23 protein-coding genes and 2 other annotated features (1 of these 25 only partly in view) are annotated in these 25,182 nt (G+C 37.2%); of the genes, 19 read left to right on the forward strand and 4 right to left on the reverse strand.

Annotated features, from left to right (window positions below; all coding sequences use genetic code 11):
- Positions 1-43: 43 nt before the first annotated feature.
- The 14 genes from IGK86_RS04400 to IGK86_RS04465 all read left to right on the forward strand — a co-directional run bounded on the left by IGK86_RS04400 (position 44) and on the right by IGK86_RS04465 (position 16,354).
- The gene (locus tag IGK86_RS04400; RefSeq protein WP_016616762.1) at positions 44-4,351 is read left to right on the forward strand and encodes a bacterial Ig-like domain-containing protein; all 4,308 of its coding nucleotides are present in this window, start codon (positions 44-46) and stop codon (positions 4,349-4,351) included.
- Between the two features lie 198 nt (positions 4,352-4,549).
- Positions 4,550-5,251 carry a bacterial Ig-like domain-containing protein gene (locus IGK86_RS04405; RefSeq protein WP_002400888.1) on the forward strand — a complete coding sequence of 234 codons (702 nt, stop codon included), beginning with the start codon at positions 4,550-4,552 and terminating at the stop codon, positions 5,249-5,251.
- Entirely contained in the window at positions 5,252-6,688 is a 1,437-nt protein-coding gene (locus tag IGK86_RS04410; protein ID WP_002356635.1) for a helix-turn-helix domain-containing protein, read from the forward strand.
- Positions 6,689-6,931: 243 nt separating this feature from the next.
- On the forward strand, positions 6,932-8,119 hold the full coding sequence (locus tag IGK86_RS04415) for an FtsW/RodA/SpoVE family cell cycle protein (protein ID WP_002367107.1): 1,188 nt from the start codon (positions 6,932-6,934) through the stop codon (positions 8,117-8,119).
- Positions 8,120-8,143: 24 nt separating this feature from the next.
- Positions 8,144-8,503, forward strand: coding sequence for an arsenate reductase family protein (locus IGK86_RS04420; protein WP_002359675.1), 360 nt, complete (start codon positions 8,144-8,146; stop codon positions 8,501-8,503).
- Between the two features lie 5 nt (positions 8,504-8,508).
- Positions 8,509-8,823: a glycine cleavage system protein H gene (locus tag IGK86_RS04425; RefSeq protein ID WP_011109554.1), complete on the forward strand. Its 315-nt coding sequence runs from the start codon at positions 8,509-8,511 to the stop codon at positions 8,821-8,823.
- Positions 8,824-8,876: 53 nt separating this feature from the next.
- Positions 8,877-9,124: a binding site (T-box leader), on the forward strand.
- Positions 9,125-9,237: 113 nt separating this feature from the next.
- The gene (locus IGK86_RS04430; RefSeq protein ID WP_002364465.1) at positions 9,238-10,275 is read left to right on the forward strand and encodes a methionine ABC transporter ATP-binding protein; all 1,038 of its coding nucleotides are present in this window, start codon (positions 9,238-9,240) and stop codon (positions 10,273-10,275) included.
- Complete coding sequence (locus IGK86_RS04435) at positions 10,268-10,954, forward strand: methionine ABC transporter permease (protein WP_002356640.1); 687 nt, start codon at positions 10,268-10,270, stop codon at positions 10,952-10,954. The genes IGK86_RS04430 and IGK86_RS04435 overlap by 8 nt, the downstream gene beginning before the upstream one ends.
- Before the next feature lie 14 nt (positions 10,955-10,968).
- Complete coding sequence (locus IGK86_RS04440; protein WP_002359679.1) at positions 10,969-11,787, forward strand: MetQ/NlpA family ABC transporter substrate-binding protein; 819 nt, start codon at positions 10,969-10,971, stop codon at positions 11,785-11,787.
- A 347-nt stretch (positions 11,788-12,134) separates the two neighbouring features.
- The gene (locus IGK86_RS04445) at positions 12,135-12,950 is read left to right on the forward strand and encodes an isoprenyl transferase (RefSeq protein ID WP_438742088.1); all 816 of its coding nucleotides are present in this window, start codon (positions 12,135-12,137) and stop codon (positions 12,948-12,950) included.
- Complete coding sequence (locus tag IGK86_RS04450; RefSeq protein ID WP_010713185.1) at positions 12,947-13,747, forward strand: phosphatidate cytidylyltransferase; 801 nt, start codon at positions 12,947-12,949, stop codon at positions 13,745-13,747. Before IGK86_RS04445 ends, IGK86_RS04450 begins: the two co-directional genes overlap by 4 nt.
- 763 nt (positions 13,748-14,510) lie before the next feature.
- Complete coding sequence (locus IGK86_RS04455) at positions 14,511-15,161, forward strand: hypothetical protein (RefSeq protein WP_010823866.1); 651 nt, start codon at positions 14,511-14,513, stop codon at positions 15,159-15,161.
- A gap of 87 nt (positions 15,162-15,248) precedes the next feature.
- Positions 15,249-15,476: a hypothetical protein gene (locus tag IGK86_RS04460; RefSeq protein ID WP_002362220.1), complete on the forward strand. Its 228-nt coding sequence runs from the start codon at positions 15,249-15,251 to the stop codon at positions 15,474-15,476.
- 146 nt (positions 15,477-15,622) lie between these two features.
- Positions 15,623-16,354 (forward strand): HAD family hydrolase, encoded by a 732-nt coding sequence (locus IGK86_RS04465; protein WP_016616761.1) that lies wholly within the window; start codon positions 15,623-15,625, stop codon positions 16,352-16,354.
- Positions 16,355-16,377: 23 nt separating this feature from the next.
- On the opposite strand, the gene IGK86_RS04470 is transcribed toward IGK86_RS04465, so the two are convergent.
- From IGK86_RS04470 to IGK86_RS04485, 4 genes are all read right to left on the reverse strand, one after another.
- Positions 16,378-16,605, reverse strand: a complete 228-nt coding sequence (locus IGK86_RS04470) for an SHOCT domain-containing protein (protein ID WP_016616760.1) — start codon at positions 16,603-16,605, stop codon at positions 16,378-16,380.
- Positions 16,583-17,392, reverse strand: a complete 810-nt coding sequence (locus IGK86_RS04475) for a TPM domain-containing protein (protein ID WP_002362631.1) — start codon at positions 17,390-17,392, stop codon at positions 16,583-16,585. The genes IGK86_RS04470 and IGK86_RS04475 overlap by 23 nt, the downstream gene beginning before the upstream one ends.
- Positions 17,389-18,534 carry a hypothetical protein gene (locus tag IGK86_RS04480; protein ID WP_010776016.1) on the reverse strand — a complete coding sequence of 382 codons (1,146 nt, stop codon included), beginning with the start codon at positions 18,532-18,534 and terminating at the stop codon, positions 17,389-17,391. The genes IGK86_RS04475 and IGK86_RS04480 overlap by 4 nt, the downstream gene beginning before the upstream one ends.
- A gap of 103 nt (positions 18,535-18,637) precedes the next feature.
- Positions 18,638-19,870, reverse strand: a complete 1,233-nt coding sequence (locus IGK86_RS04485; protein ID WP_002381543.1) for an SPFH domain-containing protein — start codon at positions 19,868-19,870, stop codon at positions 18,638-18,640.
- Between the two features lie 207 nt (positions 19,871-20,077).
- On the opposite strand from IGK86_RS04485, the gene pbp4 reads away from it, so the two are divergent.
- The 5 genes from pbp4 (at position 20,078) to tsaD (ending at position 24,996) form a co-directional block, all read left to right on the forward strand.
- On the forward strand, positions 20,078-22,120 hold the full coding sequence (gene pbp4 / locus IGK86_RS04490) for a penicillin-binding protein PBP4(5) (RefSeq protein ID WP_002400876.1): 2,043 nt from the start codon (positions 20,078-20,080) through the stop codon (positions 22,118-22,120).
- Between the two features lie 115 nt (positions 22,121-22,235).
- Positions 22,236-22,955: a tRNA (adenosine(37)-N6)-threonylcarbamoyltransferase complex dimerization subunit type 1 TsaB gene (gene tsaB, locus IGK86_RS04495; protein WP_033625092.1), complete on the forward strand. Its 720-nt coding sequence runs from the start codon at positions 22,236-22,238 to the stop codon at positions 22,953-22,955.
- A complete protein-coding gene (rimI, locus tag IGK86_RS04500) occupies positions 22,927-23,481 on the forward strand; it encodes a ribosomal protein S18-alanine N-acetyltransferase (protein ID WP_002384199.1) in 555 nt (184 codons plus the stop codon). The genes tsaB and rimI (IGK86_RS04500) overlap by 29 nt, the downstream gene beginning before the upstream one ends.
- A 7-nt stretch (positions 23,482-23,488) precedes the next feature.
- Positions 23,489-23,953 (forward strand): ribosomal protein S18-alanine N-acetyltransferase, encoded by a 465-nt coding sequence (gene rimI / locus IGK86_RS04505; protein WP_438742091.1) that lies wholly within the window; start codon positions 23,489-23,491, stop codon positions 23,951-23,953.
- Positions 23,950-24,996 (forward strand): tRNA (adenosine(37)-N6)-threonylcarbamoyltransferase complex transferase subunit TsaD, encoded by a 1,047-nt coding sequence (gene tsaD, locus IGK86_RS04510; RefSeq protein WP_002374298.1) that lies wholly within the window; start codon positions 23,950-23,952, stop codon positions 24,994-24,996. The genes rimI (IGK86_RS04505) and tsaD overlap by 4 nt, the downstream gene beginning before the upstream one ends.
- Positions 24,997-25,038: 42 nt before the next feature.
- Positions 25,039-25,182, forward strand: a binding site (T-box leader) (it continues 60 nt past the right edge of the window).

The following is a 25,182-nucleotide window of genomic DNA, read 5'->3' on the forward strand; positions in this document are numbered from 1 at the left end:
AGCTATTATTAGGTTATATGAATTTTATTGAAAGGGGATTAGTATGAAGAAAAAAACTTTTTCTTTTGTGATGTTGAGTATACTTCTCGCACAAAATTTCGGGTTTGCCGCAAATGCCTATGCTGTAACAACGACAGAAGCACAAACAGAGACCACTGATACAGCAAAAAAAGAGGCAGAGTTATCGAACTCAACACCATCTTTACCTTTAGCAACAACGAATACTTCAGAAATGAATCAACCAACTGCAACAACTGAATCGCAAACCACAGAGGCGAGCACAACAGCTTCCAGTGATGCTGCTACACCATCTGAACAACAAACAACGGAGGACAAGGACACCTCACTTAATGAAAAAGCCCTACCAGATGTTCAAGCGCCAATTACAGATGAACTACTTGACAGTATGAGTCTTGCGCCGATTGGTGGAACAGAATACAGCCAAACAGAGGTTCACCGCGAATTAAATACAACACCGGTAACCGCTACGTTCCAATTTGCTGTTGGAAACACAGGTTATGCACCTGGATCAGTTTATACAGTTCAATTACCAGAACATTTAGGTTATTCAACTGTTAGCGGAGAAGTGACAGGCATTGGCGCAACTTGGGCAGTCGATGCGGCAACCAAAACATTAAGTATTACGTTTAATCAACGAGTTTCAGATACTTCCTTTAAAGTAGAACTAAAAAGTTATCTAACAACAGAGGCGGAACCATTAATCAAAATTGAAACTCCAGGAAAAAATAAAAAAACCTACTCGTTTGATTTATATGAACAAGTGGAACCAATTCAATATAACGAACGAACCAGAACGACGGGGTTAGATGGCGAAATTTTTTATAATTTAGACCGGACGTTAACTGGCAATCAAACATTAGAATTATTGACAACAGAGACGCCAGGCGCTGTCTTTGGAAAACAAGATAACTTGGAACCTCAAGTTTTCAGTTACGATGTCGACATTAATGGTCAAATTTTACCAGAAACGCAAGCCCTGTTAACACCTGGCAAAGATTATACATTAAGCGATAATTCGCTAGGGCGGATTGCTGTAACCGTTCCAAACATGAATCAACAAAAAGCCTATTCCTTATCGATTAATCGGACAATTTATTTAGAGAGTGTTTCGGACTACAGTTATTCATTTTATCAGCAATATCCAACAACCAAGTTAGGTTCTCTTTCGTTAAAAAATACGACAGGAACGAATAAAACAACCGATTTTACTGCTAAGACGAGTCAAACAAGTAAAATAATTGCTGATCGTGAAATGCGTAGTATGTCCTATATCAGTTTTCAAAGCAAAGGGAAATATTATGTAACAATTTATGGCACATTAACAGAAACAAAAGTGGGTCAACAAATCGTATTAGAGAGTACAAACGGTCAAGAAATTAAGAATCCTAAATTTACGGCGTATGGTCCTTTATATGAAAATGTAAAATTGGAAGACTATTTTGATATTAAAACTGAAGGTGGCAAGCTTACCTTAACGGCCACAAAAGATAGCTATTTAAGAATAAATATTTCTGATTTAACAATGGATTTTGACAAGAAGGACATTAATCTATCATTAAGTACACCTGTAATTGGTCCCGATAAAGCCATTCAGTTACTATCCGATCAATACGTGGAGCCAATCGCTATGTTAAATCCTACGAATGCGGAAGCGACATGGGGAAATTATGATCGAAACGGTGCTTATATGAGTGATACCGAAATTGCTGTAGCAGGTAGTAAGGCCAACCCCATTGAAAATTTAGAGATTAAAATAAAACATCCGCAATATCTATCTGTTAGAGCCACAAAAGATATTTATTTTTCATATTATGTTTTAGGGAAAGATTATACAGTCACACCAACCTCAGATGGTTCGATCATTAAGTTCACTACGCCAATTACAAATGAGCTTGAAATTCCAATTGGCTTTAATTACGTGCCAGATAGTTTACCAAAAGATAAAAGTATTCCTTTTGATAAAATTCCTGTGACAATGAGTGCTGATGGCATTTCCCCTATCGAAACAGAAGTAAATACCAATCGACACATTGGTTCTGAACGAACACTTCAAAGTAGTAAAAATCAATTCCTTGTCAATGCACGAAATGATTCTTTTGATTCACTAAGCGTCCGTACAAAAATTCCAGCTGGCGCCGATGTTCTTTTTGACATTTATGATGTTTCAAACGATCAGGTAGATTCAATTTATCCACAATACTGGGACCGCGGTCAATACTTTGATAAACCAATGACGCCAAACAGCCCTGGATATCCAACGATTACTTTTGACGAAAATACCAATAGTTACACGTTTGATTTTGGAAAAACCAACAAACGTTACATTATTGAGTATAAAAACGCCAATGGCTGGATCGACGTGCCAACTCTTTCTATAACAGGGACAGCTAAAGAACCACAATCGAATAATAATGAAGGGTCTGCTTCGGTTTCTGTTCAAAATGAAGCGTTAGACATTTTGAGTGCAACACAAGCGGCGAATCCAACATTAAAAAATGTAACAAAAACGACAGTAACAACAAAAAATATTGATAATAAAACACATCGCGTGAAAAATCCAACGATTGAATTAACACCAAAAGGCACAACCAATGCTCAAATCGATTTGAATTCTATTACCGTGAAAGGCGTGCCAGAAGATGCTTATTCATTAGAGAAGACTACAAACGGTGCGAAAGTCATTTTTAAAGACTATACATTGACAGAAAACATTACGATTGAATACAATACTGTCTCTGCAAACGCTGGCCAAATCTATACAGAAACAACAATCGACTCTGAAACATTGAACCAGATGTCTGCTAGCAAGAAAAAAGTCACCACTGCGCCAATCACATTGAAATTCTCAGAAGGTGATGCGGAAGGTATTGTTTATTTAGCAACTGCCACATTCTATACGCATAACATAGAGGATGAAAACCAAGCAATTGCGAAGGTTTCTTTTGAACTAATTGATAATGTCACGCATACAGCAACCGAATTTACAACAGATGAAAAAGGTCAATACTCCTTTGATGCCATCATGACAGGTGATTATACTTTGCGAGTAACGAATGTACCGCAGGAATATTCCGTGGATGAAGAGTATTTGACAGGCAAAGCCATTAAGCTGGTCAAAGGAGACAACCAACTAAAAATTCCATTAACTAAAACAATTGATCACAGTCGTTTACAAGTCAAAGATACAACGATTTATGTCGGTGATTCATGGAAACCAGAAGAGAACTTTGTTTCAGCAACAGATAAAACAGGTCAAGATGTTCCCTTCGAAAAAATCACTGTTTCAGGTCAAGTTGATACTAGCAAAGCAGGCGTTTATCCAATCGTATACAGTTACGAAGGTAAAGAAGAAACAGCTAATGTGACCGTCAAAGCCGACCAGTCTAAGTTAGAGGTCAAAGATACAACGATTTATGTCGGCGATAAATGGAAACCTGAAGATAATTTCGTTTCAGCAACAGACAAAACAGGTCAAGATGTCCCGTTTGAAAAAATTGACGTTCAGGGAACAGTGAATGTCGATAAAATAGGCGATTATGAAATTGTCTATAAAAATGGCACAAAAGAAGCGAAAGCAATCGTTCATGTTCGTGATGACAGTCGCTTACAAGTCAAAGATACAACGATTTATGTCGGTGATTCATGGAAACCAGAAGAGAACTTTGTTTCAGCGACAGATAAAACAGGTCAAGACGTTCCCTTCGAAAAAATCACTGTTTCAGGTCAAGTTGATACTAGCAAAGCAGGCGTTTATCCAATCGTATACAGTTACGAAGGTAAAGAAGAAACAGCTAATGTGACCGTCAAAGCCGACCAGTCTAAGTTAGAGGTCAAAGATACAACGATTTATGTTGGTGATTCGTGGAAACCAGAAGATAATTTCGTTTCAGCGACAGATCGTGACGGTCATGCTATATCCTTTGATAAGGTTCAAGTAAAAGGGGAAGTTGATACAAAGAAAACAGGAGAGTACCAGATTTCCTATACCACTGAGCCAGTTAATGAAACCAAACCAGCTGTGCAGTCACGACTTTTCTCAATGTTTTCAAACGAGACACCTCGTCAATTGACGACAGTAGCAACTGTTCATGTGATTGATCGTAATCCTACACCACTACCAGATAAAAATGAGAACAACCAGACTAGTTCCTCAACGAATCAAACCACGATAAAACGTAGTCAGTATGTCACACATATTGTGAAACCTGACAAGCAAGGACGTTATCCAAAAACGGGAGAACAAACTAATGGTCTATATCGTGTGCTAGGACTTGTTGTGTTACTTATTGTGATTATTAGTGGTATAGTCATCAAGAAGAAACGAAAATAATTAAATGAGCGTGGGGCAAAAGTTTAAAGTAACTTTTGTTCCACGCTTAAAAGATGAATAAGTGCATGAATGAGGGTAGCTGTTTCCTTGGAAAATAGGAAGTTTTACAAGTGACTTTTATTTTAAGAACACCTATTAGCAGGTTTTTCTGTTAAGATAGTTATTTTTATGAAATAGTTTGGAGGAATAATAAACGAGATGAACCAGCGAACTATTTATTATGGTAGTATCGGCACAGCCTTATTTCTTTCTTCAGGAATGTTGATTGCTTCAGTGAATAGCTATGCAAACGAAGCGACAACACCAGGCAAATACACCGTGACTTATGAAGTGGATGGCAAAATTGAAACAGCAACCATTACGGTCAAAGAAAATCAAACGGAACTTAAATTAAAAGACACGTTTTTAGGAGTTAATCAAGCATGGTCACCATTAGACAATGTCGTTTTTCTAAAAGATAAAGAGGGTCGCCCTTTAAATTTAGAAAATGTAATTATAGAAAATAATGTAAATACTCAAAAAGTAGGCCTTTATTTTGTAACCTTCCGTTACGAGTCATACCTTTCTATTGCGAAGGTGTATGTCAACCCTACTAATTTTGCTGCAGAGGGGGCTACGCTTGCAGAGCTTCCTTATAGTCAAGCAATGATTGGCCCTGAAAGATCAATTATTGCTTCGAGACAAGAAAAGGAGCAACAAACAAAACAGGAGAAAAAGAAAAATAAAATTGAACAGGAACGAGTAAATAAAAAAGTGCTGTTAAATGATGAGTTGTTGAAAAAAATAGATACGATAGCCCCAGTGGAAATTACTGGAGGAGCGGCAAGTGGGTCCTCTCAATTTGGCACCACTTTAAGCTTCCTGTCAGGCTCACTTTTGTATGGAACAAGGAGAGTTTAAATGGAATTCTTGTTATTAGATGATCGGGAAAATTTAAAATTAGCGATTATTAGAAAGTTAGAGCAACAATATTCATTTTCTGAACGAAAAGATCGTTTATGTAAGCAATTAGCTATTTCTCCTTATTTGCTAGAACGGAACATAACAGAAATCAATGCAGATTTGCAACGCTTTGGTCTGATTAATGAGATGGAAATCAGTGAAAAAAATAATGAAATTTTGTTATCTCAAAGCCTTCGTATTTCTTCAAGTATTATTGAAGAATATTATTTAAAAGACTCGTTAGAATTTAATCTATTAAAAACGATTTTCTTTCATCAGTTTACCTCAATCAAAAAATACGGTGAAAAGCACGGGATGAGTCGAACGGTTGTGTACAAAATTGTTGACCATATCCGGAAAGAATTAGGTCAATACGGTATCAAGTTATCCAAAAATTTACAACTTAGCGGCAATGAAATGGCGATTAGACAATATTTTACTATGCTTTATTACCGAATTTACAAAGATTCTGAAGAATTATATAATCAAACAGATCTTCGCGCAGTTAACCAATTATTGGCTCAATTGAAAGGCTCTTATGAAAATATCACTAATTTTCATTTATTTAAACATTATGTATTGGTGGCGTTAGAACGAACGCAGAGAAAAGCTAATTATTTTTTATCCCAAGAAGAAAATCCATTCGCTTTTGATGAAGAAAGTTCGATTTATCAAGAAATTCAAAGTTGGATCAACGAAGTGATGAAGGCGACTCATGCAGAGAAAAACGCAGAAATTCAAGGAATTATCGGCAATTTATCGGTCTATCAAAGTGAACTTATTTCGGAACATTTGCTGAGTTCTCACAATGAGGCAATTACGGCTACGAAAACATTATTCTTTTCTTATATGCCGTTTACAATTTCGGACGAAGAATTTTATCAAGAAATTGTTCCGATTATTTATCAACATCGTTTTATTACACCGTTTATCGATATCACCTTACGAATTATGGATTTAGAATTTTTTCAGGAACGCTACCCAATTGTTTTTAATAGCTGTCGTCAGTTTTTATTTGCGTTGGATTGCTCGGCGTTTGAGTTTAGTAAGCTTTCTTTATTTTTTGATTTGCTATTAGTGTTATCCCGTCTTTATGACCAAAGGAATGAAAAAAGCACGATCAATCTTTATGTGAATTTTACGCAAGGAGAAAAATATACTCAGTTTATCAAAGAACAAATCAAAATATTCGAATCTTTCAGCATTCACTTTCATTCAGCGATTCGACCAGATACTGATTTAGTAGTTTCAGATTATTTACCAAAAACATTATTTTCAGTAAAATGTTTAATTTGGCTAGCGCCCCCGCGAGCCAGTGACTGGCAAAATTTTGGCAACGAAATTGTCCGAATTAATAAAGAGCTACAACAAACGAAACAAAGAAAAAGCGAATAAAAACAGTCGCAACGTGTTTTAGTTGCGACTGTTTTTTGTTACTGAATGTTTATAGTAAACTTTCTCATTATCACTGATGTAAAAAATTTTAAATAAAAGCCAAATAGGATTGAAGAAAAAGAAAAAATTGATAGTGAAGGACCAATTCTCTAAAGTTTTTCTCAAATATAGTAGAATTCCTTTCTTTTCTTCTGTGAGAAAGATATAATAAAAAACGTATGAACAAAGGAAAAGGGATGACGAATGAATAGAAAAGAGAAAACAAATTTAGATAGTCGAATTGATTACGGCGTGATATTACCAGTTTTTCTTTTATCACTAATTGGTATGCTATCGCTTTACGTAGCGCTTTACAATGATCCAAGCAAACCTAAAATTGGTAGCTTGTTAATGAAACAAGGACTGTGGTATTTAGTCGGAGGATTAAGTATTGTCATTATTATGCATTTTAGCTCAAAATTACTCTGGCGGTTAACGCCCGTTTTTTATGCACTTGGATTAGTCTTAATGGGATTACTACTGAAATTCTATGATCCCGTGCTAGCAGAGCAAACAGGTTCTAAAAACTGGATTCGCTTTGGTGGCACCACATTCCAACCATCGGAATTGATGAAGATTGCGTTTATTTTGATGTTGGCCTATATAGTGACCATGCATAATGTTAAATATGTGGACCGAACACTCAAAAGCGACTTTTGGCTAATCGCTAAAATGCTATTAGTCGCGATTCCGGTAATTGTTTTAGTACTTTTACAAAAAGACTTCGGGACGATGTTAGTTTTCTTAGCCATTTTTGGGGGAGTTTTCTTAATGTCTGGCATTACTTGGAAAATTATTGTGCCCGCCTTTATCATAGCTGCTCTAGTCGGAGCTGGAACCATCTACTTGGTAACAACAGAAACAGGAAGAGACTTATTGTCTAAAATTGGCATTAAAGCTTATCAATTTGATCGGATTGATTTATGGCTAAATCCTTTCCATACAGATCCAGATCGCTCATTCCAACCAGCGCTAGCATTAACAGCAATTGGTTCTGGGGGCCTTTTCGGAAAAGGCTTTAACGTGAGTGATGTGTATGTCCCTGTTCGTGAGTCAGATATGATTTTTACAGTTGTTGGTGAAAACTTTGGCTTTATTGGTGGCTGTTTCATTATTTTGTTGTATTTTATTTTAATCTACCGCATGATTCGCGTTTGTTTTGATACAAATAATGAATTCTATGCCTACATTGCCACAGGAATTATCATGATGATTTTGTTCCATGTTTTTGAAAACATTGGAGCGAATATTGGTTTACTACCATTAACTGGGATTCCATTACCGTTTATTAGTCAAGGTGGTTCTTCCATTTTAGGTAACATGATTGGGGTGGGCTTAATTATGTCCATGCGTTACCAACAAGAAACGGTTCGTACCAGAAGTGGTCGTTAAAGAAAGAAGAAAGAAGGGGTAGAAATGTACACACTTTATGAATATCCTAAATGCTCAACTTGTAAAAAAGCGAAAGCGTGGTTAGACCAACAAGGCGTTAAATACCAAGCAATTGATATTAAAGCAACACCGCCTAGTAGTGAACAATTAGCAAAATGGATGAAAGAGACCGGCTTGCCTGTTCGTCGTTTTTTTAACACAAGCGGGGTTTTATATAGAGAACAAGGCTTAAAAGATCTGGTTGACAGTTTTTCTATTGAAGAAGCAAGTCAGCGTTTAGCTGCGGATGGCATGTTGATTAAGCGTCCAATTCTCTTAAAAGACAATACATTTCTAACGAATGGTTTTAAAGAAGCAGATTACGAAGGAGTGCTTGGAAAATGAGTGAAATGAAACAAATCGATCAATTATGGATTTTACCAACAGAAGCAGGTTATAAAATTGGTTTAACTGCCGAAGCCCAAGAGGATTTAGGGAAGATTACTTTTGCAACATTTCCAAAAGTCGGACAAACATTAGCTAAAGGTGATTCTTTAATTGAATTAGAAGCAGAAAAAGCAGTCAGTGAATTCAGTAGTCCATTATCTGGTAAGGTAGTTGCGATTAATGAAGCGGCTGATCAAGAGCCAAGTGCATTAGATGAAGAAAATGCCTGGATTGCTGTTTTAGCAGATGTTGAACCAACAGAATTTGAAAATCTTTAGTCTTACGTTGACAAGGTCAATGTTTATTGCTATAATTTTCTCAATCTAATCAAAAGAAAGCTTTGAAAAGAAGAGTACATGTTAAGGACGTTTGAAGAGAGCCCTGTTTGCTGAGAATGGGTAACAGATTTAAGATGGAAGATGGTCTTTGAGCAGAGTAAGTGAGCGAAGCAGTGAACTTACTACGGGGCGCCCGTTACAGCCAACGGTATGCGAAGAATCAAGTACCGTATGAGGTTATTATTGAGAAATAATAGCGAATTAAGGTGGTATCACGAAATGACAAACTTTCGTCCTTTTTGCTGTAATAGCAAAAGGATGGAAGTTTTTTTGTTTTTATTAAGCAAATTCGTTTCATAAAAAGTGCGAAACCTTCAAAATAAGAAAGTAGAACAGAAAGAAGAGGAGAACAAAATGGCATTAATTGAATTACGTCATGTAAAAAAAGAGTTTTCCGGTAAAGCGGGTAAAGTCACGGCTTTAAAAGATATTGATTTAACGGTTGAATCAGGAGATATTTATGGCATTATTGGCTATTCAGGTGCAGGAAAAAGTACGTTGGTTCGCCTATTGAATGGACTTGAAACACCTACAGAAGGTGAAGTAGAAATTCAAGGACAAGATATTGCATTGTTGCCAAATAAAGAACTACGAAACTTCCGTAAAAAAATTGGGATGATCTTTCAACATTTTAATTTATTATGGTCACGGACGGTCCTAGAAAATATCATGCTCCCATTGGAAATTGCTGGCGTTCCAAAACAAAATCGGAAAAGCCGCGCAGAAGAGTTAATCAAGTTGGTTGGTTTAGAAGGACGGGAAAATGCCTACCCAAGTCAACTCTCTGGTGGGCAAAAGCAACGAGTGGGGATTGCCCGTGCCTTAGCTAACAATCCTGATATTTTGCTTTGTGATGAAGCAACGAGTGCTTTGGATCCGCAGACAACCGATGAAGTGCTAGAATTACTACTAAAAATCAACCAAGAATTAAATTTAACGGTTGTATTAATTACCCATGAAATGCACGTGATTCGTAAAATTTGTAATCGCGTAGCCGTGATGGAATATGGTGAAATTGTTGAAGAAGGTAAAGTAATCGATATTTTCAAAAAGCCTCAAACAGAAATTGCGAAACGCTTTATCCAACAAGAAGCGGATAAAAACATTGAAGAAACGGAACTGGTTGTCGAAGAAATGTTGGAACAATATCCGAATGGAAAAATTGTTCGCCTACTTTTCCACGGCGAACAAGCGAAATTGCCAATTATCTCGCATATTGTCCAAGAATATCAAGTAGAAGTCAGTATTATTCAAGGGAACATTCAGCAAACAAAGCAGGGTGCAGTGGGTTCTCTTTATATTCAATTATTAGGCGAAGAGCAAAATATTCTAGCAGCCATTGAAGGATTACGTAAACTTCGTGTAGAAACAGAGGTGATTGGAAATGAATAATCGTGGCTTAGCAAGTTTCTTTGATTTTTCCCAAATTGATATAAGTAAACTACAAGAAAAAACGATTGAAACACTTTATATGACAGGGATTTCAATCATAGTGGTCGCCATTTTAGGGCTGATTTTAGGACTACTACTTTTTGAAACGTCAGGCAGAAAAGGGATTTTGAGCCGATTACTGTATTGGCTAGTGGCCATTTTTGTAAATATTTTCCGTTCGATTCCGTTTATTATCTTAATCGTTCTGTTAATTCCTTTTACAAAAATTATTTTAGGGAGTATGTCTGGTGTCAAAGGCTCCTTACCAGCATTGATTATTTCCGCAGCACCTTTTTATGCTCGCATGGTCGAAATTGCTTTTCGTGAAGTCGATAAAGGCGTGATTGAAGCAGCCAAAGCAATGGGGGCCAATCGTTTCCAAATAATTTGGAAAGTTCTATTACCAGAAAGTCTGCCAGCGCTTGTTTCTGGCTTAACCGTTACAACCATTTCTTTAGTGGGCTACACTGCAATGGCAGCTGCTATTGGAGCGGGCGGTTTAGGAAGTTTGGCGTATCAAGATGGCTTCCAACGTGGTCAAAATACAGTTACCTTAGTAGCAACGATTTGTATCTTAATTATTGTCTTTGCGATTCAATGGCTTGGGGATACAGTCGCTAAAAAAATAGATAAACGATAAATGGAGGGAATAAGATGAAAAAACGTACATTATGGTCAGTAATTACTGTAGCAGTAGCTGTCTTAGTTTTAGGGGCTTGCGGCAATAAAAAGAGTGATGACTCGGTCTTGAAAGTTGGAGCTTCACCAGTTCCACATGCAGAGATTTTAGAACATGTAAAACCTTTATTAGAAAAAGAAGGCGTAAAATTAGAAGTGACGACTTATACAGATTACGTGCTACCTAACAAGGCGTTGGAAAGTGGCGATATCGATGCCAACTATTTCCAACATGTGCCGTTCTTTAATGAAGCGGTTAAAGAAAATGATTATGACTTTGTGAATGCAGGTGCGATTCATTTAGAACCAGTTGGGCTTTACTCGAAAAAATACAAATCGTTACAAGAAATTCCTGATGGTTCAACGATTTACGTTAGCTCTTCCGTTTCAGATTGGCCACGTGTTTTAACGATTTTAGAAGATGCTGGTTTAATCACGCTGAAAGAAGGGGTAGACCGAACAACTGCTACTTTCGATGATATTGATAAAAATACTAAAAAGTTGAAATTCAATCATGAAAGTGATCCAGCAATCATGACCACTCTTTATGACAATGAAGAAGGGGCTGCGGTTTTAATTAACTCAAACTTTGCCGTGGATCAAGGATTAAATCCGAAAAAAGATGCGATTGCTTTAGAAAAAGAAAGTTCACCTTATGCCAATATTATTGCGGTTCGTAAAGAAGACGAAAACAACGAAAATGTAAAAAAATTAGTCAAAGTGTTACGTAGCAAAGAAGTCCAAGATTGGATTACGAAAAAATGGAACGGTGCCATTGTTCCAGTCAATGAATAAAAAGAAAAAGACAATAGAATAAAAACTTGAGGTCGGGACAGGCGTGTTAAGCTTCAAGAAATAAGAAGAAAGTTCTGAAAGATGCTTTTTGTCTCTCAAGGACGTTCAGCTTATTTCCGAAGAAGCTGCTCCTGTCCCGTTGTTTATTTAAAATTTTAGGGCTAGGCAGATACATCATGTTGATTTACCTGCCAAGTCTAAGTTTTTTTCTTTTAAAAAAGGACCATAAATGATAAAGTTACAAGGAATTTCTTAATTATCAGGAAAATTCAGGGACTATGCATAGGCATTTGCATTAGTTATTGTTATAATAATTAAGATAGATTTTTTGGAATGGAGGGAAAAAGATGTTACGTTTTTTTCCGCAAAAAAATAAATATGTAGAAGAAGCAAGCCAGTACGCCTTTGATAAAGAAGGCCAAATTCCGCAGCACATTGCCATTATTATGGACGGAAATGGCCGGTGGGCACAGAATCGAAGACTGCCGAGAATTGCTGGACATAAAGAAGGCATGGATACGGTTAAAAAAATAACGAAGCATGCTAGTCATTTAGGCGTTAAAGTTTTAACACTTTATGCATTTTCAACGGAAAATTGGAAGAGACCAACAGATGAAGTCAATTTCTTAATGCAATTGCCTGTTGATTTTTTTGATACATTCGTGCCTGAATTAATTAAGGAAAATGTTAAAGTCAATGTAATGGGCTACCAAGAGTTTCTACCAAGCCATACGCAAGATGCTGTTAAGCGGGCCATTGAGCAAACCAAGGACAATACGGGCATGGTTTTGAACTTTGCTTTAAATTATGGGGCGCGTGCGGAGCTACTAACTGCCATGAAACAGATTGCTGCAGAGGTTTCAGAAAAAACATATACGGCAGATGAGATTACAGAAGAAACGATCGCAGATCACTTAATGACTGGCTTTTTACCCACGGAACTTCGTGATCCAGAATTGTTGATTCGAACAAGTGGGGAAGAGAGAATTAGTAATTTCTTGCTATGGCAAATTGCTTATAGCGAGTTGTTTTTTACAAAAGCATTATGGCCTGATTTTTCAGAGGACACTTTAGAAACCGCGATTGCTTCTTTCCAAAATCGTAATCGTCGTTTTGGAGGTCTAAAAGAAACTACAGAAACAGAAGGGAGCGATCCGCAGTGAGACAACGTGTCATCACAGCTATCGTCGCATTAATCATCTTTATTCCAATTATCTGGTATGGTGGTTTTGCAATTGAGATTGCCGCTGTTGCTTTGGCAGTAGTCGGCGTGTACGAGTTATTCCGTATGAAAGGATTAACGTTATTAAGTTTTGAAGGTATTTTATCAGCATTAGGGGCCGTTTTTTTAGTTATCCCAACAATTAAATGGTTAAACTTTTTGCCGGAAATGCAAACAAATTTCATTTTATTTTATGTCACTGTAATGTTGTTGTTAGGTGCTTCGGTAATTTCTAAAAATACATATACGATTGAAGAAGCTGGCTTTCCAGTTATTGTCAGTTTATATGTAGGGATGGGGTTCCAGAACTTTATTAGTGCCCGTTCCGCAGGTTTTGAAGTCTTGTTATTTGCTTTATTCATTGTCTGGGCAACGGATATTGGTGCATATCTATTTGGACGCCGATTTGGTCGTCATAAATTGATGCCAGATGTTTCACCCAACAAGACAATAGAAGGTGCACTTGGTGGTATTTTATCAGCCGTCGTTGTAGCAGCGTTGTTTTTAGTTTTCACAGCTAATAAAGGGCTATTTCCTTATCAAATGCCGGTGATGCTCGTATTGACGGTTCTATTTTCTATAGTAGGGCAATTCGGTGATTTGGTTGAATCTTCTATCAAACGTCATTATGGCGTGAAAGACTCTGGTAACATCTTGCCAGGACATGGTGGTATTTTAGATCGTTTTGATAGTTTATTATTTGTTTTCCCAATTATGCACTTATGTGGATTATTTTAAATTGATTAACAAAATTTAAAAAAGTATCGTCAAATAAGCAAAAATCCAGAAGAGAGACTCTTCTGGATTTTTGCTGTTTATTGAGATAATGCGTGAAACACTGACAGGGTATGTTTGAGATAAGTTTAATTTTAAACATTCGGTGGTTTTACTCTTTAATTGACAATAGCCTTCTCTTTAAAGAGAAGGCTATCTAACGAATCAATATTATTATTTTAAAGTTGGATCAGACTATTTCTAGTATTCAAGTATTTTTCATTTAAGCGATGTATTCCCTACCTCTAATACATCCTTGTGTCTCTCTAGACACGCCAGTTTTGAATAAAATCATCAAAACAATTGAATGGTTCGTTTAAAAATATTTTTCGTGTTCTAATTATTATAACATAAAACTCGTCAACTGACCACTAGCTGACGAGTTCATAATTTTTCCAGATAAATAGACAGCCGTTTTCCGCCGACTGTCTAAGATTAAGATAGATTTGTAAAGAAGTGAATAAATGCTTCCTACCCTCTCTTTATAACATGAGGAAAAGAAAACTGCAAAAGATAGCTGTGTTTTTTGAAAAAAAGATCAGCTGGTTTCCGCCAGCTGATCATCCGTTGAAAAGAGATATAAAGAAGTGAATAAAGCTTGCTTTACCTCTATTTTATACCATGTTTTGATTCAAATAACTATTCAGTATTAGTTATACTTAAATAATAAATATGTATACGGATGTATTATTTTGAGGTATAGTCATAGAGAAAAGAGGGAACGTTTATGAAAAAATTTTGTTTAAGTTATAGCTCTGGTAAAGATTGTTTATTGGCGATGGATCGATTGGTACAAGCAGGAAATCAGCCAGTTGCGTTAGTGACAACATTAAGTGATGAAATTAATCGTTCTTGGTTTCACGGGATACCAATCTCCGTCTTAGAATCAGCAGCCGAAGCGTTAGATTTACCACTTGTTATATCACATAACAACGAAACAAATTACACAGAAAAAGTGGTTGAGGCACTGCATGAAACTAAAAAATTGGGTGCAGAAACGGTTTGTTTTGGCGATATAGATATTGAACAAAATGGTGCTTGGGATCGCCAAGTTGCATTAAGTGCTGGGCTTGAGCCACAATTACCTCTTTGGCAGGAGAATCGCGAAGCACTTGTCAAAGAATTCTTGGCAAAAGGGTACACAGCAATTATCAAAACGGTCAGCAAAGAGGCAGGTATTCCAATAAAATTTTTAGGAGAACCGTTAAATGAAACATTTATCACGTACCTTAAAGAGCATCAATTAGATATTTGCGGAGAAAACGGGGAGTACCATACGTTGGTAATTGACGGCCCGCTATTTAAAAAGAGGCTCAATTATTATACTTCAGGAATTTATGAAAGTCCTTATGCTTATTCTTTGATTATTGATGCTTAAATGAAAGTAAAAGGACACAAGCTGCCACTTTTTCTAGCGATATGCTATAATTGACTTAAGAAAAGTAGAGAAAGTGAGTGGTTAATTATGGAAGAAACTGTCTTTTTTAATTTAGGAAATGCCCTTGCTTCAAAAAGAGATCAAAAAGAATTAATTAAAGAAGCCCAAATTGCGAAAGATACTCGAAAGATTCCAGGAAAACTGATTATCGTTGAAGATGAAGAAAATGGTACCCATATTTTATTTGAATTAGCTGATCAAACAGAACCGTCTGCTGAAACAAAAGAATTCAAAGTAAAAAAAGTGATTGATTAAAAAAAAGCAACGAATTTTTCTAAATTCGTTGCTTTTTTATATTTTTTTACACAAATGATACAAAAAGAATATCAAAATCAAATAAATGATTAGTATACTTGAAGAAACAAATAGGAAGCAAAGCAAACGTTTTGAGGTGTTCTTTCATGGAAAAACGAGGAATTTTATTTGATAAAGATGGTACGTGTATTCGTTTTGATACTCTTTGGCAAGCAGGTTTGCAAGCTTGTTTTGAAACACTAAGTATGTTAGCCCCTCATCATTCAGCAGAAATAAAAAAGATATTAGCTATTCAGGAGCAACGTTTTTTGCAAAAACATTTACTTGATGAAGTCCTTTATCAGGAACTTTATCAGGAATTGGCGCAATTTGAGGAATTAGTCGAACAGGGAATCAGCAGTCGATGGCTGGAGCAATTTTTTTATGATTATTTACGAAAAAATCTGAAAAAGATTGAACCAATTGGTGATTTAAAACAGTTATTTCTTGAGCTAAAACGGAAGAACTATAAAATTGGATTAGCAACTTCAGATACTTTGCCAGCGACTATGTTGATTATGGAATATCTTGGTTTAACAGAAATGTTTGATTTTATTGCGACAGGAGATCGTTACTTACCGAAACCAGATGCGGACATGCTCCAAGCCTTTTGTCAGTCATGTCAATTGAAGTCGACAGAAGTAATTATGGTGGGGGATTCGCTCGTGGATGTTTTCATGGGAACTTGTCATGGCAAAGCAGGAATTGGTGTTTTAACAGGCAACTGCCAGTCAACTGATTTTGAAAAGTTTGAAGTAGCCTATTTCCGTGATATCCATGAAATACCTTATCAAGAATTATGGGAAAATACCAAGAAGAAAAAAATCCTGAAAAGATGACGAGTCTTTTCAGGATTTTTTTATTAATCTAATTGAAGCAATTGCCGTTTCTTTTGTTGAAATTCTTCTTCTGTTAGAACTCCTTCATCAACTAACAGTTTTAAATTTCTTAACTCAGCCATTACGTCTTCAATAGCGCTAGATGAGTTTTTTTGTGAATCAGATAGCTTTGGTTCAATCGGTTGGTTTTCATCACTCTTTATAGGAGTTGGTATTTCTGTGAAAAATCTAAAAACTTCGACCGCCGCCACCGAATGTGCCGCCGCCAGTTGAGTGGGTGGTGCTGCCACCACCGCCCATTCCGCCACTGCCGCCATTGTTTTTAGGAATACGACGCGTAGTGATGAAAGAGTTGGTTAACTGATCTGTACGGGAGGTTAAGTTTAAAGTTGTTTTTTCCCTAAAGGGATATTGATAACTTGAAAATTTTAATTGATATTTAGAAATATTAATGCCTAAGAAGACCAAACTGAGTATCAGAGCAGCAGCAAAAGCAATTACCATTTCCAGCGGGGTAATGACTTTATAACGAGTGATTTTACCTGTTGCGCTGTCCACACGATAGTGCCCCCCAGGAACCCCTTTATTAACAAATGCTTGAGTTTCCTGAACAAAGGTTTGAGCAGCCGCGAAATAATTTCCTTGACTCATCCCATCCATTACTTTATCTAAGGTGTCATTAATTCGTGCATCCGTCATATAATCAATCATGTTTCCAGAAGTAGAGATGTAGACTTTCCGTAAGTCCATATCAATGAGAAAAAGAATCGCATTTTGGTCCTTGCCAACTTTATTTAAAAGATAATGATCTGCATATTCTTGTTCATCGCCATAGGTATTATTATTTGTGGTCACAATAAAGACAGAGGCTTTTGTTTTTTCTTCTAAAGGTTGTATCTCTTGCTTTAGTTGGTTGATTTGATCAGGTGTCAGTAATTGTGCACCATCATCAATTGAATTTTCAGCCGCCGAAACGGGTAGGGCAAGGCCAAAGGTAAGAAGTATTAGGAAAAAAATAGGTAAAAGTCGTTTTTTCATAGGAAATAACCTCCTAATAAAAAGAGTGCTAAGAGTCCAGCGAAAATGCCTAACGTTGCTAGTCCTAAACGAGTGTAACTAATTGGAAGCACACCGCTTACTTTACCTGTTTGTCCATTCATGGCATAATAATAAACTTTTTTTGATTGTTCCTGACTGCGATAGGTGACTAACCAAATTGGCAAAAGCATATAGTGATTATTTTCTTGGTCTAGAGAAATATCCGTGCGAACATTTGTCAATGTAGTATAACCAGAAGCAGAGTCCCGTAACAATGATTCCGAATAATCTTGTAATTCTTGTTGGACGTGTTTTTTGATTGCTTCATATTCAATATCGCGTTTTTCTGCTTGAAAACCTGCTAGGTATTGGCTTTTGAAAGGCACTGCTTGATCAATTAAAAATGGTTGAACGCCTTCCACCATTTTTTGTTGGACGTTTTTTGACAAGGCATTTTTAACTAATTCTTTAAACGATAATTTTCCTGAACGTCCCACATTGAAACGTTTTGTTTCGGTGTATTCAATATCACCTACGCGCCAAATGCGAATACTTGTGCCAGTAGCTTGGAGTTGTCCATCGACTTCTGCATCAACGACCCAATAGGGGAAGTAAACCCCAGTTAATTTATCGATTTGATTTTTGCTGAAAAAATCTCGGGGAATGAACCATTTTTTCTTGGTCCAAGCGAGAAATTTTTCAATCGCTTCGTCTTTTTCAATTGTAAAGGGTAAGACGTTTTCTGGTAAAAATTCGCCACTTAATCGACCAGCCAAGACAACAGGATTATGGCAATAATAACAGTATGTGGCAGCCGTTGTTGCATCGGTGACAATTTGAGCGCCACAGCTTGGACAATTAAAAATTTCCATTGTGCCTGCATCTGCAGCTGCTTCATTCTCAGTGGTCTCTGTTTGTTGCGTAGCGGAGGATTCTTCTTCCGCCGTGAAAGTCAAATTTTCCTCGGCAGTCGTTGTTGAGGGATTCTCTAAATGCGCCTCATGTTGCTGTTGCTCATAACGAGTCACTTCTTCTTCCGTGTAAATATTTAAACAATATTCACAATGAAATTTTTGATCTTTGGGATTAAATAAGAGCGGGCCGCCACAGTTGGGGCATTTATGGGTAAATGTTGTTTCCATTGCAACCGTCCTTTCTAATAGAGTGAGTAAATAACAGGAATCTGATTCAAAGAAAAAGGGTAGACTTGTGCCTGACCCTTTTCTTTAATTGTTCACTACTTGCTTATAAAGGAACCCCTTGGAATGGTTTACCACAATGTGGACAGAACTTAGGAATACCATTACTTAAGTCAACAATTTCGCTACATTCACTACATTTCATTTCTAATTTTGGTTTCTCGTTTGTTGGTTTTGGTGTACCACAGTTTGAACAAAACTTCCCAGTGTTTTCAGTCCCACATTGTGGGCAAGTCCAAGTGTCTGTAGACCCTTGTGCGTTTTGCTGGTTTTGTTTTTCTTGCATTTGTTGTTGGTTTGTTTGAGACGCTTGCGCAAAGTAGTTGCCATTCGCATTCATGCCCATACCAACGCCCATAAAGCCGCTCATAGCGCCACCTTCATTTTTACCAGCAGCCTCCATACCACGAGCCAAGGAACCTTGAACATAGCCTTCGCGAACACCTGGATCGCTGAGCATAGCTCCTTCATTTCGCATGTTGATTAATTTTGTTGAATCATCTGTATAAGAAATGCTCGCAACTGCTACAGAAACAATTTCCATGCCGCGATTGGTGCGCCAATCCTCATCAAGTGCAGTTTGCATATATTTGCTTAATTCAACACTTTTTGAGGGAACATAAGAAATACGTTGCCCATCAGCAGACATTTGATTGATTGCTGCTTGCAATGCTGTAATGAACTCTGCCAAATATTGTTCATTAATATCATTAATATCTACTTGCGTTTGATTTTTAGGAATCGCATTAGTATAAAATAGTAAAGGATCTGTAATTTTAATTGAGTAATTTCCGTGTGCACGTAAGAAAAGTTCGGCATTATAAAAATTATCAAAATAGTTTAATGGCGCAGGTGTTCCAAATTTAATGCCTTTAATTTCTTGCAAGTTAATATAAAAAACTTGTTGTTTTTGTGGAGTTACGCCACCAAATTTGAAACGACTGAAGGTCTCTGCAATCGCATCTTTTAAAGAACCGTTAAACATTGAAGGCGCAGAATCATTTTTGACTGTATAATAGCCTTCTTCAGCAGTGTAATCGATGATTTTGCCCCCATCGACAAGAAGCATCATCATGTTGGGATAGACATGTACAACAGAACCATCTGTTAAAACATCGTCCGTTCCTTTACGATTAGAACCACGTTTATCATCTTTACGCACAAAAACACCTTTTGTCATGACGGTTGTGTCCCCCATATTATCAGGTTCAATAACCTCTAGCCATTGATCGGCCAAGCCACCGCCAACTGAACTTGTTGCTGCTTTAATAAGTCCCATGTTCATTCCTCCTAATAAAAAACTAATTGTTACAGCTAGTATACCACACAATGAATGCAGAGAAATCCAACGAAAGCCTGATGAAATGGAAAAAATTGATCAAACTTTATTAAGAAATTAAAAAAAGTATAGGTGAAACACAAGCATTTTAAAAAAAGTTACGTATAATAGAAGAAAAGACATATTATATAGTTAGGGGATTATTGAATGGAACGAAGCAATCGTAATAAAAAATCTTCAAAAAAACCACTTATTCTTGGTGTTTCTGCCTTGGTTCTAATCGCTGCTGCCGGTGGCGGGTATTATGCTTATAGTCAATGGCAAGCCAAACAAGAATTAGCCGAAGCGAAGAAAACAGCTACTACATTTTTAAACGTATTGACAAAACAGAAATTTGATAAGTTACCGTCCGTTGTTCAAGAAGCTAGCTTAAAGAAAAATGGCTATGATACTAAATCTGTTGTTGAAAAATACCAAGCAATTTATTCAGGGATTCAAGCAGAAGGAGTCAAAGCTAGTGATGTTCAAGTCAAAAAAGCGAAAGACAATCAATACACATTTACCTATAAATTATCGATGAGTACCCCTTTAGGCGAAATGAAAGATTTGTCTTATCAATCAAGTATCGCCAAAAAAGGCGATACCTACCAAATCGCTTGGAAGCCGTCTTTAATTTTTCCAGATATGTCAGGAAATGATAAAATTTCGATTCAAGTAGATAATGCCAAACGTGGAGAAATTGTCGATCGTAATGGTAGTGGGCTAGCAATTAACAAAGTGTTTGACGAAGTGGGCGTAGTGCCTGGCAAACTCGGTTCTGGCGCAGAAAAAACAGCCAATATCAAAGCTTTTAGTGATAAGTTCGGCGTTTCTGTTGATGAAATCAATCAAAAGTTAAGCCAAGGGTGGGTCCAAGCAGACTCCTTTGTACCAATCACAGTCGCTTCTGAACCAGTGACAGAATTACCAACAGGGGCTGCGACAAAAGATACAGAGTCACGTTATTATCCGCTGGGGGAAGCAGCTGCGCAATTAATCGGGTATACAGGCACCATTACTGCAGAAGATATTAAAAAAAATCCAGAGTTAAGTAGTACGGGCGTAATTGGTAAAACTGGCTTAGAACGAGCGTTTGATAAAGAATTAAGAGGGCAAGATGGTGGCTCACTAGTTATTTTAGATGACAAAGAGAATGTCAAAAAAGCTTTACAAACCAAAGAGAAAAAAGATGGTCAAACGATTAAATTAACGATTGACAGTGGCGTACAACAACAAGCCTTCGCTATATTTGACAAACGCCCTGGTAGTGCGGTCATTACCGATCCTCAAAAAGGCGATTTATTAGCAACGGTTAGTTCACCTTCGTATGATCCTAATAAAATGGCCAATGGTATTTCTCAAAAAGAATATGATGCTTACAATAACAACAAAGATTTACCATTCACAGCACGTTTTGCGACAGGCTATGCACCAGGCTCTACCTTTAAAACAATTACCGGTGCCATTGGTTTAGATGCAGGGACATTGAAGCCAGATGAAGAGCTAGAAATTAATGGCTTGAAATGGCAAAAAGATAAATCTTGGGGCGGCTATTTTGCAACACGTGTAAAAGAAGCAAGTCCAGTCAATCTGCGTACCGCTTTAGTTAATTCAGATAATATTTATTTTGCCCAACAAACATTACGTATGGGGGAAGACAAATTTAGAGCGGGTCTTAATAAATTCATTTTCGGTGAGGAACTAGATTTACCAATTGCCATGACGCCTGCTCAAATTTCAAATGAAGATAAATTTAATTCTGAAATTCTTTTGGCAGATACGGGCTACGGCCAAGGCCAATTGTTAATTTCGCCAATCCAGCAAGCTACCATGTATAGTGTTTTCCAAAATAATGGGACATTAGTCTATCCAAAACTAGTTTTAGACAAAGAAACGAAGAAAAAAGACAATGTAATCAGCGCCAACGCAGCGAATACAATTGCCACAGATCTTTTAGGTAGTGTGGAAGATCCTTCAGGTTATGTTTATAATATGTACAATCCGAACTTCTCATTGGCTGCCAAAACAGGAACAGCTGAAATAAAAGATAAACAAGATACAGATGGCAAAGAAAACAGTTTCCTTCTAACGTTAGATCGTAGTAACAATAAATTCTTAACAATGATTATGGTTGAAAATTCAGGAGAAAATGGTTCTGCAACAGATATCAGTAAACCATTAATTGATTACTTAGAAGCAACCATTAAATAAAAAGAGAAAATGAACGAAACGAGGTTTCTGTAAAAAGAAACCTCGTTTTCCCTTTTTAGAAAAAGGAAAGTGTGCTACAATGAAGCGACTAAATTGTAGAAGGAAAGGGATTCGTGTGCGAATTTTAGCAATAGATACATCTAACCAAACATTGAGTATTGCTGTGTGTGAAAATCAAAAAATTCTGGGAAGTTATACAGCAACGGTTAAAAGAAATCATAGCTTAACATTAATGCTGGCAATTGACTATTTGATGAGTCAATTGAACTTGGCGCCAACGGCAATTGATCGTTTTGTCGTAGCAGAAGGACCTGGATCATACACTGGTTTACGTTTAGGCGTGACGACTGCCAAAACATTGGCCTATACTTTAAAGAAAGAGCTAGTAGGCATTTCCAGTCTACAAACGTTAGCTGCCAATTGTGTTGGACAAACCGGTTTAGTTGTGCCTCTTTTTGATGCGCGTCGTAAAAACGTCTATGCTGGTGCTTATCGGTTTGTCAATGGCATGTGGCAAAATGAGTTACCGGACCAACATATTTCCCTGCGGGAGTTATTAGAACAACTAAAAAATGAACCAAATCTTTTTTTTGTTGGTGAAGATGTTGAAAAATTCACTGAAGAAATAGCTCAAATCATTCCTCATGGAGAAATTTGTGATGTCCCGCAATGGCAAATTCCTAATGCCGCAGTTTTGGCTGCGTTAGGTAGTGTGGCTGAACCTGTTGAAAATGTTCATGGGTTCTTACCTGCGTATTTGAAAAAAGTAGAAGCGGAAGAAAATTGGTTGAAGACACACACGCCTAATGGAGAAAGCTATGTGGAAAAACTTTAATTTTGTGACAAAATACTTTACAAAAAGAAGGCAACGGTATATAACTAAAACCATTGCAATGAACCAGCAAGAATTTCAATTGCGTGAAATTACCTACCAAGATATTAAGGATTTACTTGCAATTGAACGCGAAGTTTATGCTGGGGAACTTCCTTGGACGATGTCTGCTTTCATGGCAGAACTTGGCTCAAAAGCGCCGCATCTCTATTTGTTAGCGGCAATTAACGGAAAAACAGTTGGCTTTATTGGCTGTCGGATTCAAGGAACGGATGCACACATTACGAATGTCGCTGTTCACACAGCATACCAAGGCTTAGGTTTAGGTCGTTCTTTAATAGAAGAAACGCGAATTTTTGCCAAGAAAAATCGTTGTGAAACCTTATCGCTAGAAGTACGAATGAGTAATGTTAAAGCCCAACGTTTATATCGAAAAATTGGCTTTGCCTCACAAACGGTGAAAAAAGGCTATTATGACGAAAATAATGAAGACGCACTAGAAATGATAATTGATTTAAAAGAAGAGTGAAGAAAAAATGTTAGTAACAAAAAAAGAAATATCTATAGCAAATATTGGTGAAGAATTATGGCGTTTTAGTAATTCTTCTTATACAACTGGCTCCCCTTGGACAGAAACACAATTCGCGGAAGATTTTGCTCAGGAAAATAGCGAATATCTTTTTTTAGTTGAAAATGGCCAGTGGTTAGGTTATATTGCCTATCATTTTATTTTAGATGAAGCAGAAATTAGTCACGTTGTTGTGAATGGTCAGAAACAACACCAAGGAATTGGTTGTCAATTAATGAATGCTTTTAAAGAATATGTTAAAAGTCGTGACATTACACAAATTTTCTTAGAGGTCAGAGAATCGAATACATTAGCTCAAAAACTTTATGAGAAAACAGGTTTTCGGAAAGTAGCTGTTCGAAAAAATTATTATAAAGAACCTCAAGAAAATGCCTTTGTAATGTGTGCGAAATTAAGGAAGGAAGCCCAATGACAATTTTTACAAAAGAACGTAAATTATTATTAGCTGTGGAAAGTAGCTGTGATGAAACAAGTGTGGCTGTCATTGAAGATGGCGACAAAATTCTTTCCAATATCGTAGCTTCGCAAATTAAGAGCCATCAACGTTTTGGTGGAGTCGTTCCGGAAGTTGCGAGCCGTCATCATGTTGAACAAGTGACGATCTGTATTGAAGAAGCATTAACAGAAGCAAAAGTCACACCAGAAGAGCTTAGTGGCGTTGCTGTGACCTATGGGCCTGGGTTAGTTGGTGCTTTATTAATAGGACTTTCTGCAGCAAAAGCATTTGCTTGGGCGCACCAATTACCACTTATTCCAGTCAATCATATGGCTGGGCACATTTATGCTGCCCGTTTTGTGGCACCGCTCGAATTTCCATTGATGGCCTTACTCGTTAGTGGAGGACATACGGAATTGGTCTACATGAAAGAAGATGGCTCTTTCGAAATTGTTGGTGAAACACGTGATGATGCAGCTGGTGAAGCGTATGATAAAGTCGGACGTGTGTTAGGGTTGCCTTATCCTAGTGGCAAAGAGATTGATGCTTTGGCCCATGAAGGCACAGATACCTATCAATTTCCACGGGCGATGCTAAAAGAGGATAACTATGACTTTAGCTTTAGTGGTTTGAAAAGTGCGTTTATTAACACGGTTCATAATGCAGAGCAACGTGGTGAAGTACTGTCTACAAAGGATTTAGCCGCAAGTTTTCAGGCGAGTGTGGTAGAAGTATTAGTGACTAAAACCATTCGTGCTTGTCAAGAATATCCTGTTAAACAATTGCTAATTGCTGGGGGCGTTGCTGCGAATCAAGGATTACGAGAAGCAATGAGACATGCAATCAGTGAACAATTACCAGAAGTGACATTACTTATTCCGCCATTAAAACTTTGTGGGGATAACGCGGCGATGATTGGCGCTGCCGCCTTTATCGAAGCTGAAAAGAATCACTTTGCTTCGTATAACTTAAATGCAGAACCTGGCGTTAGTTTTATGACAATTAGTGAAGAAGGCTAGCCAGCTAGACAAAAATTTGCTATAATGAAGCCAGTTTAACAATGACATTCGATGATAAAGAGAGTACTTATTTCAACGTCAGCTTAGCGATCTTGGGAAGGTGGGAGCCAAGAGTGATCGGAATGAGGAAGCGCACTTTTAGAATTCTGCTGAAAGCAGACGGCAATCACCGTTATCGATGAAGCA

Origin of the sequence: Enterococcus sp. DIV1206, from assembly GCF_051712485.1 — a bacterium.
Lineage (GTDB): Bacteria > Bacillota > Bacilli > Lactobacillales > Enterococcaceae > Enterococcus > Enterococcus faecalis.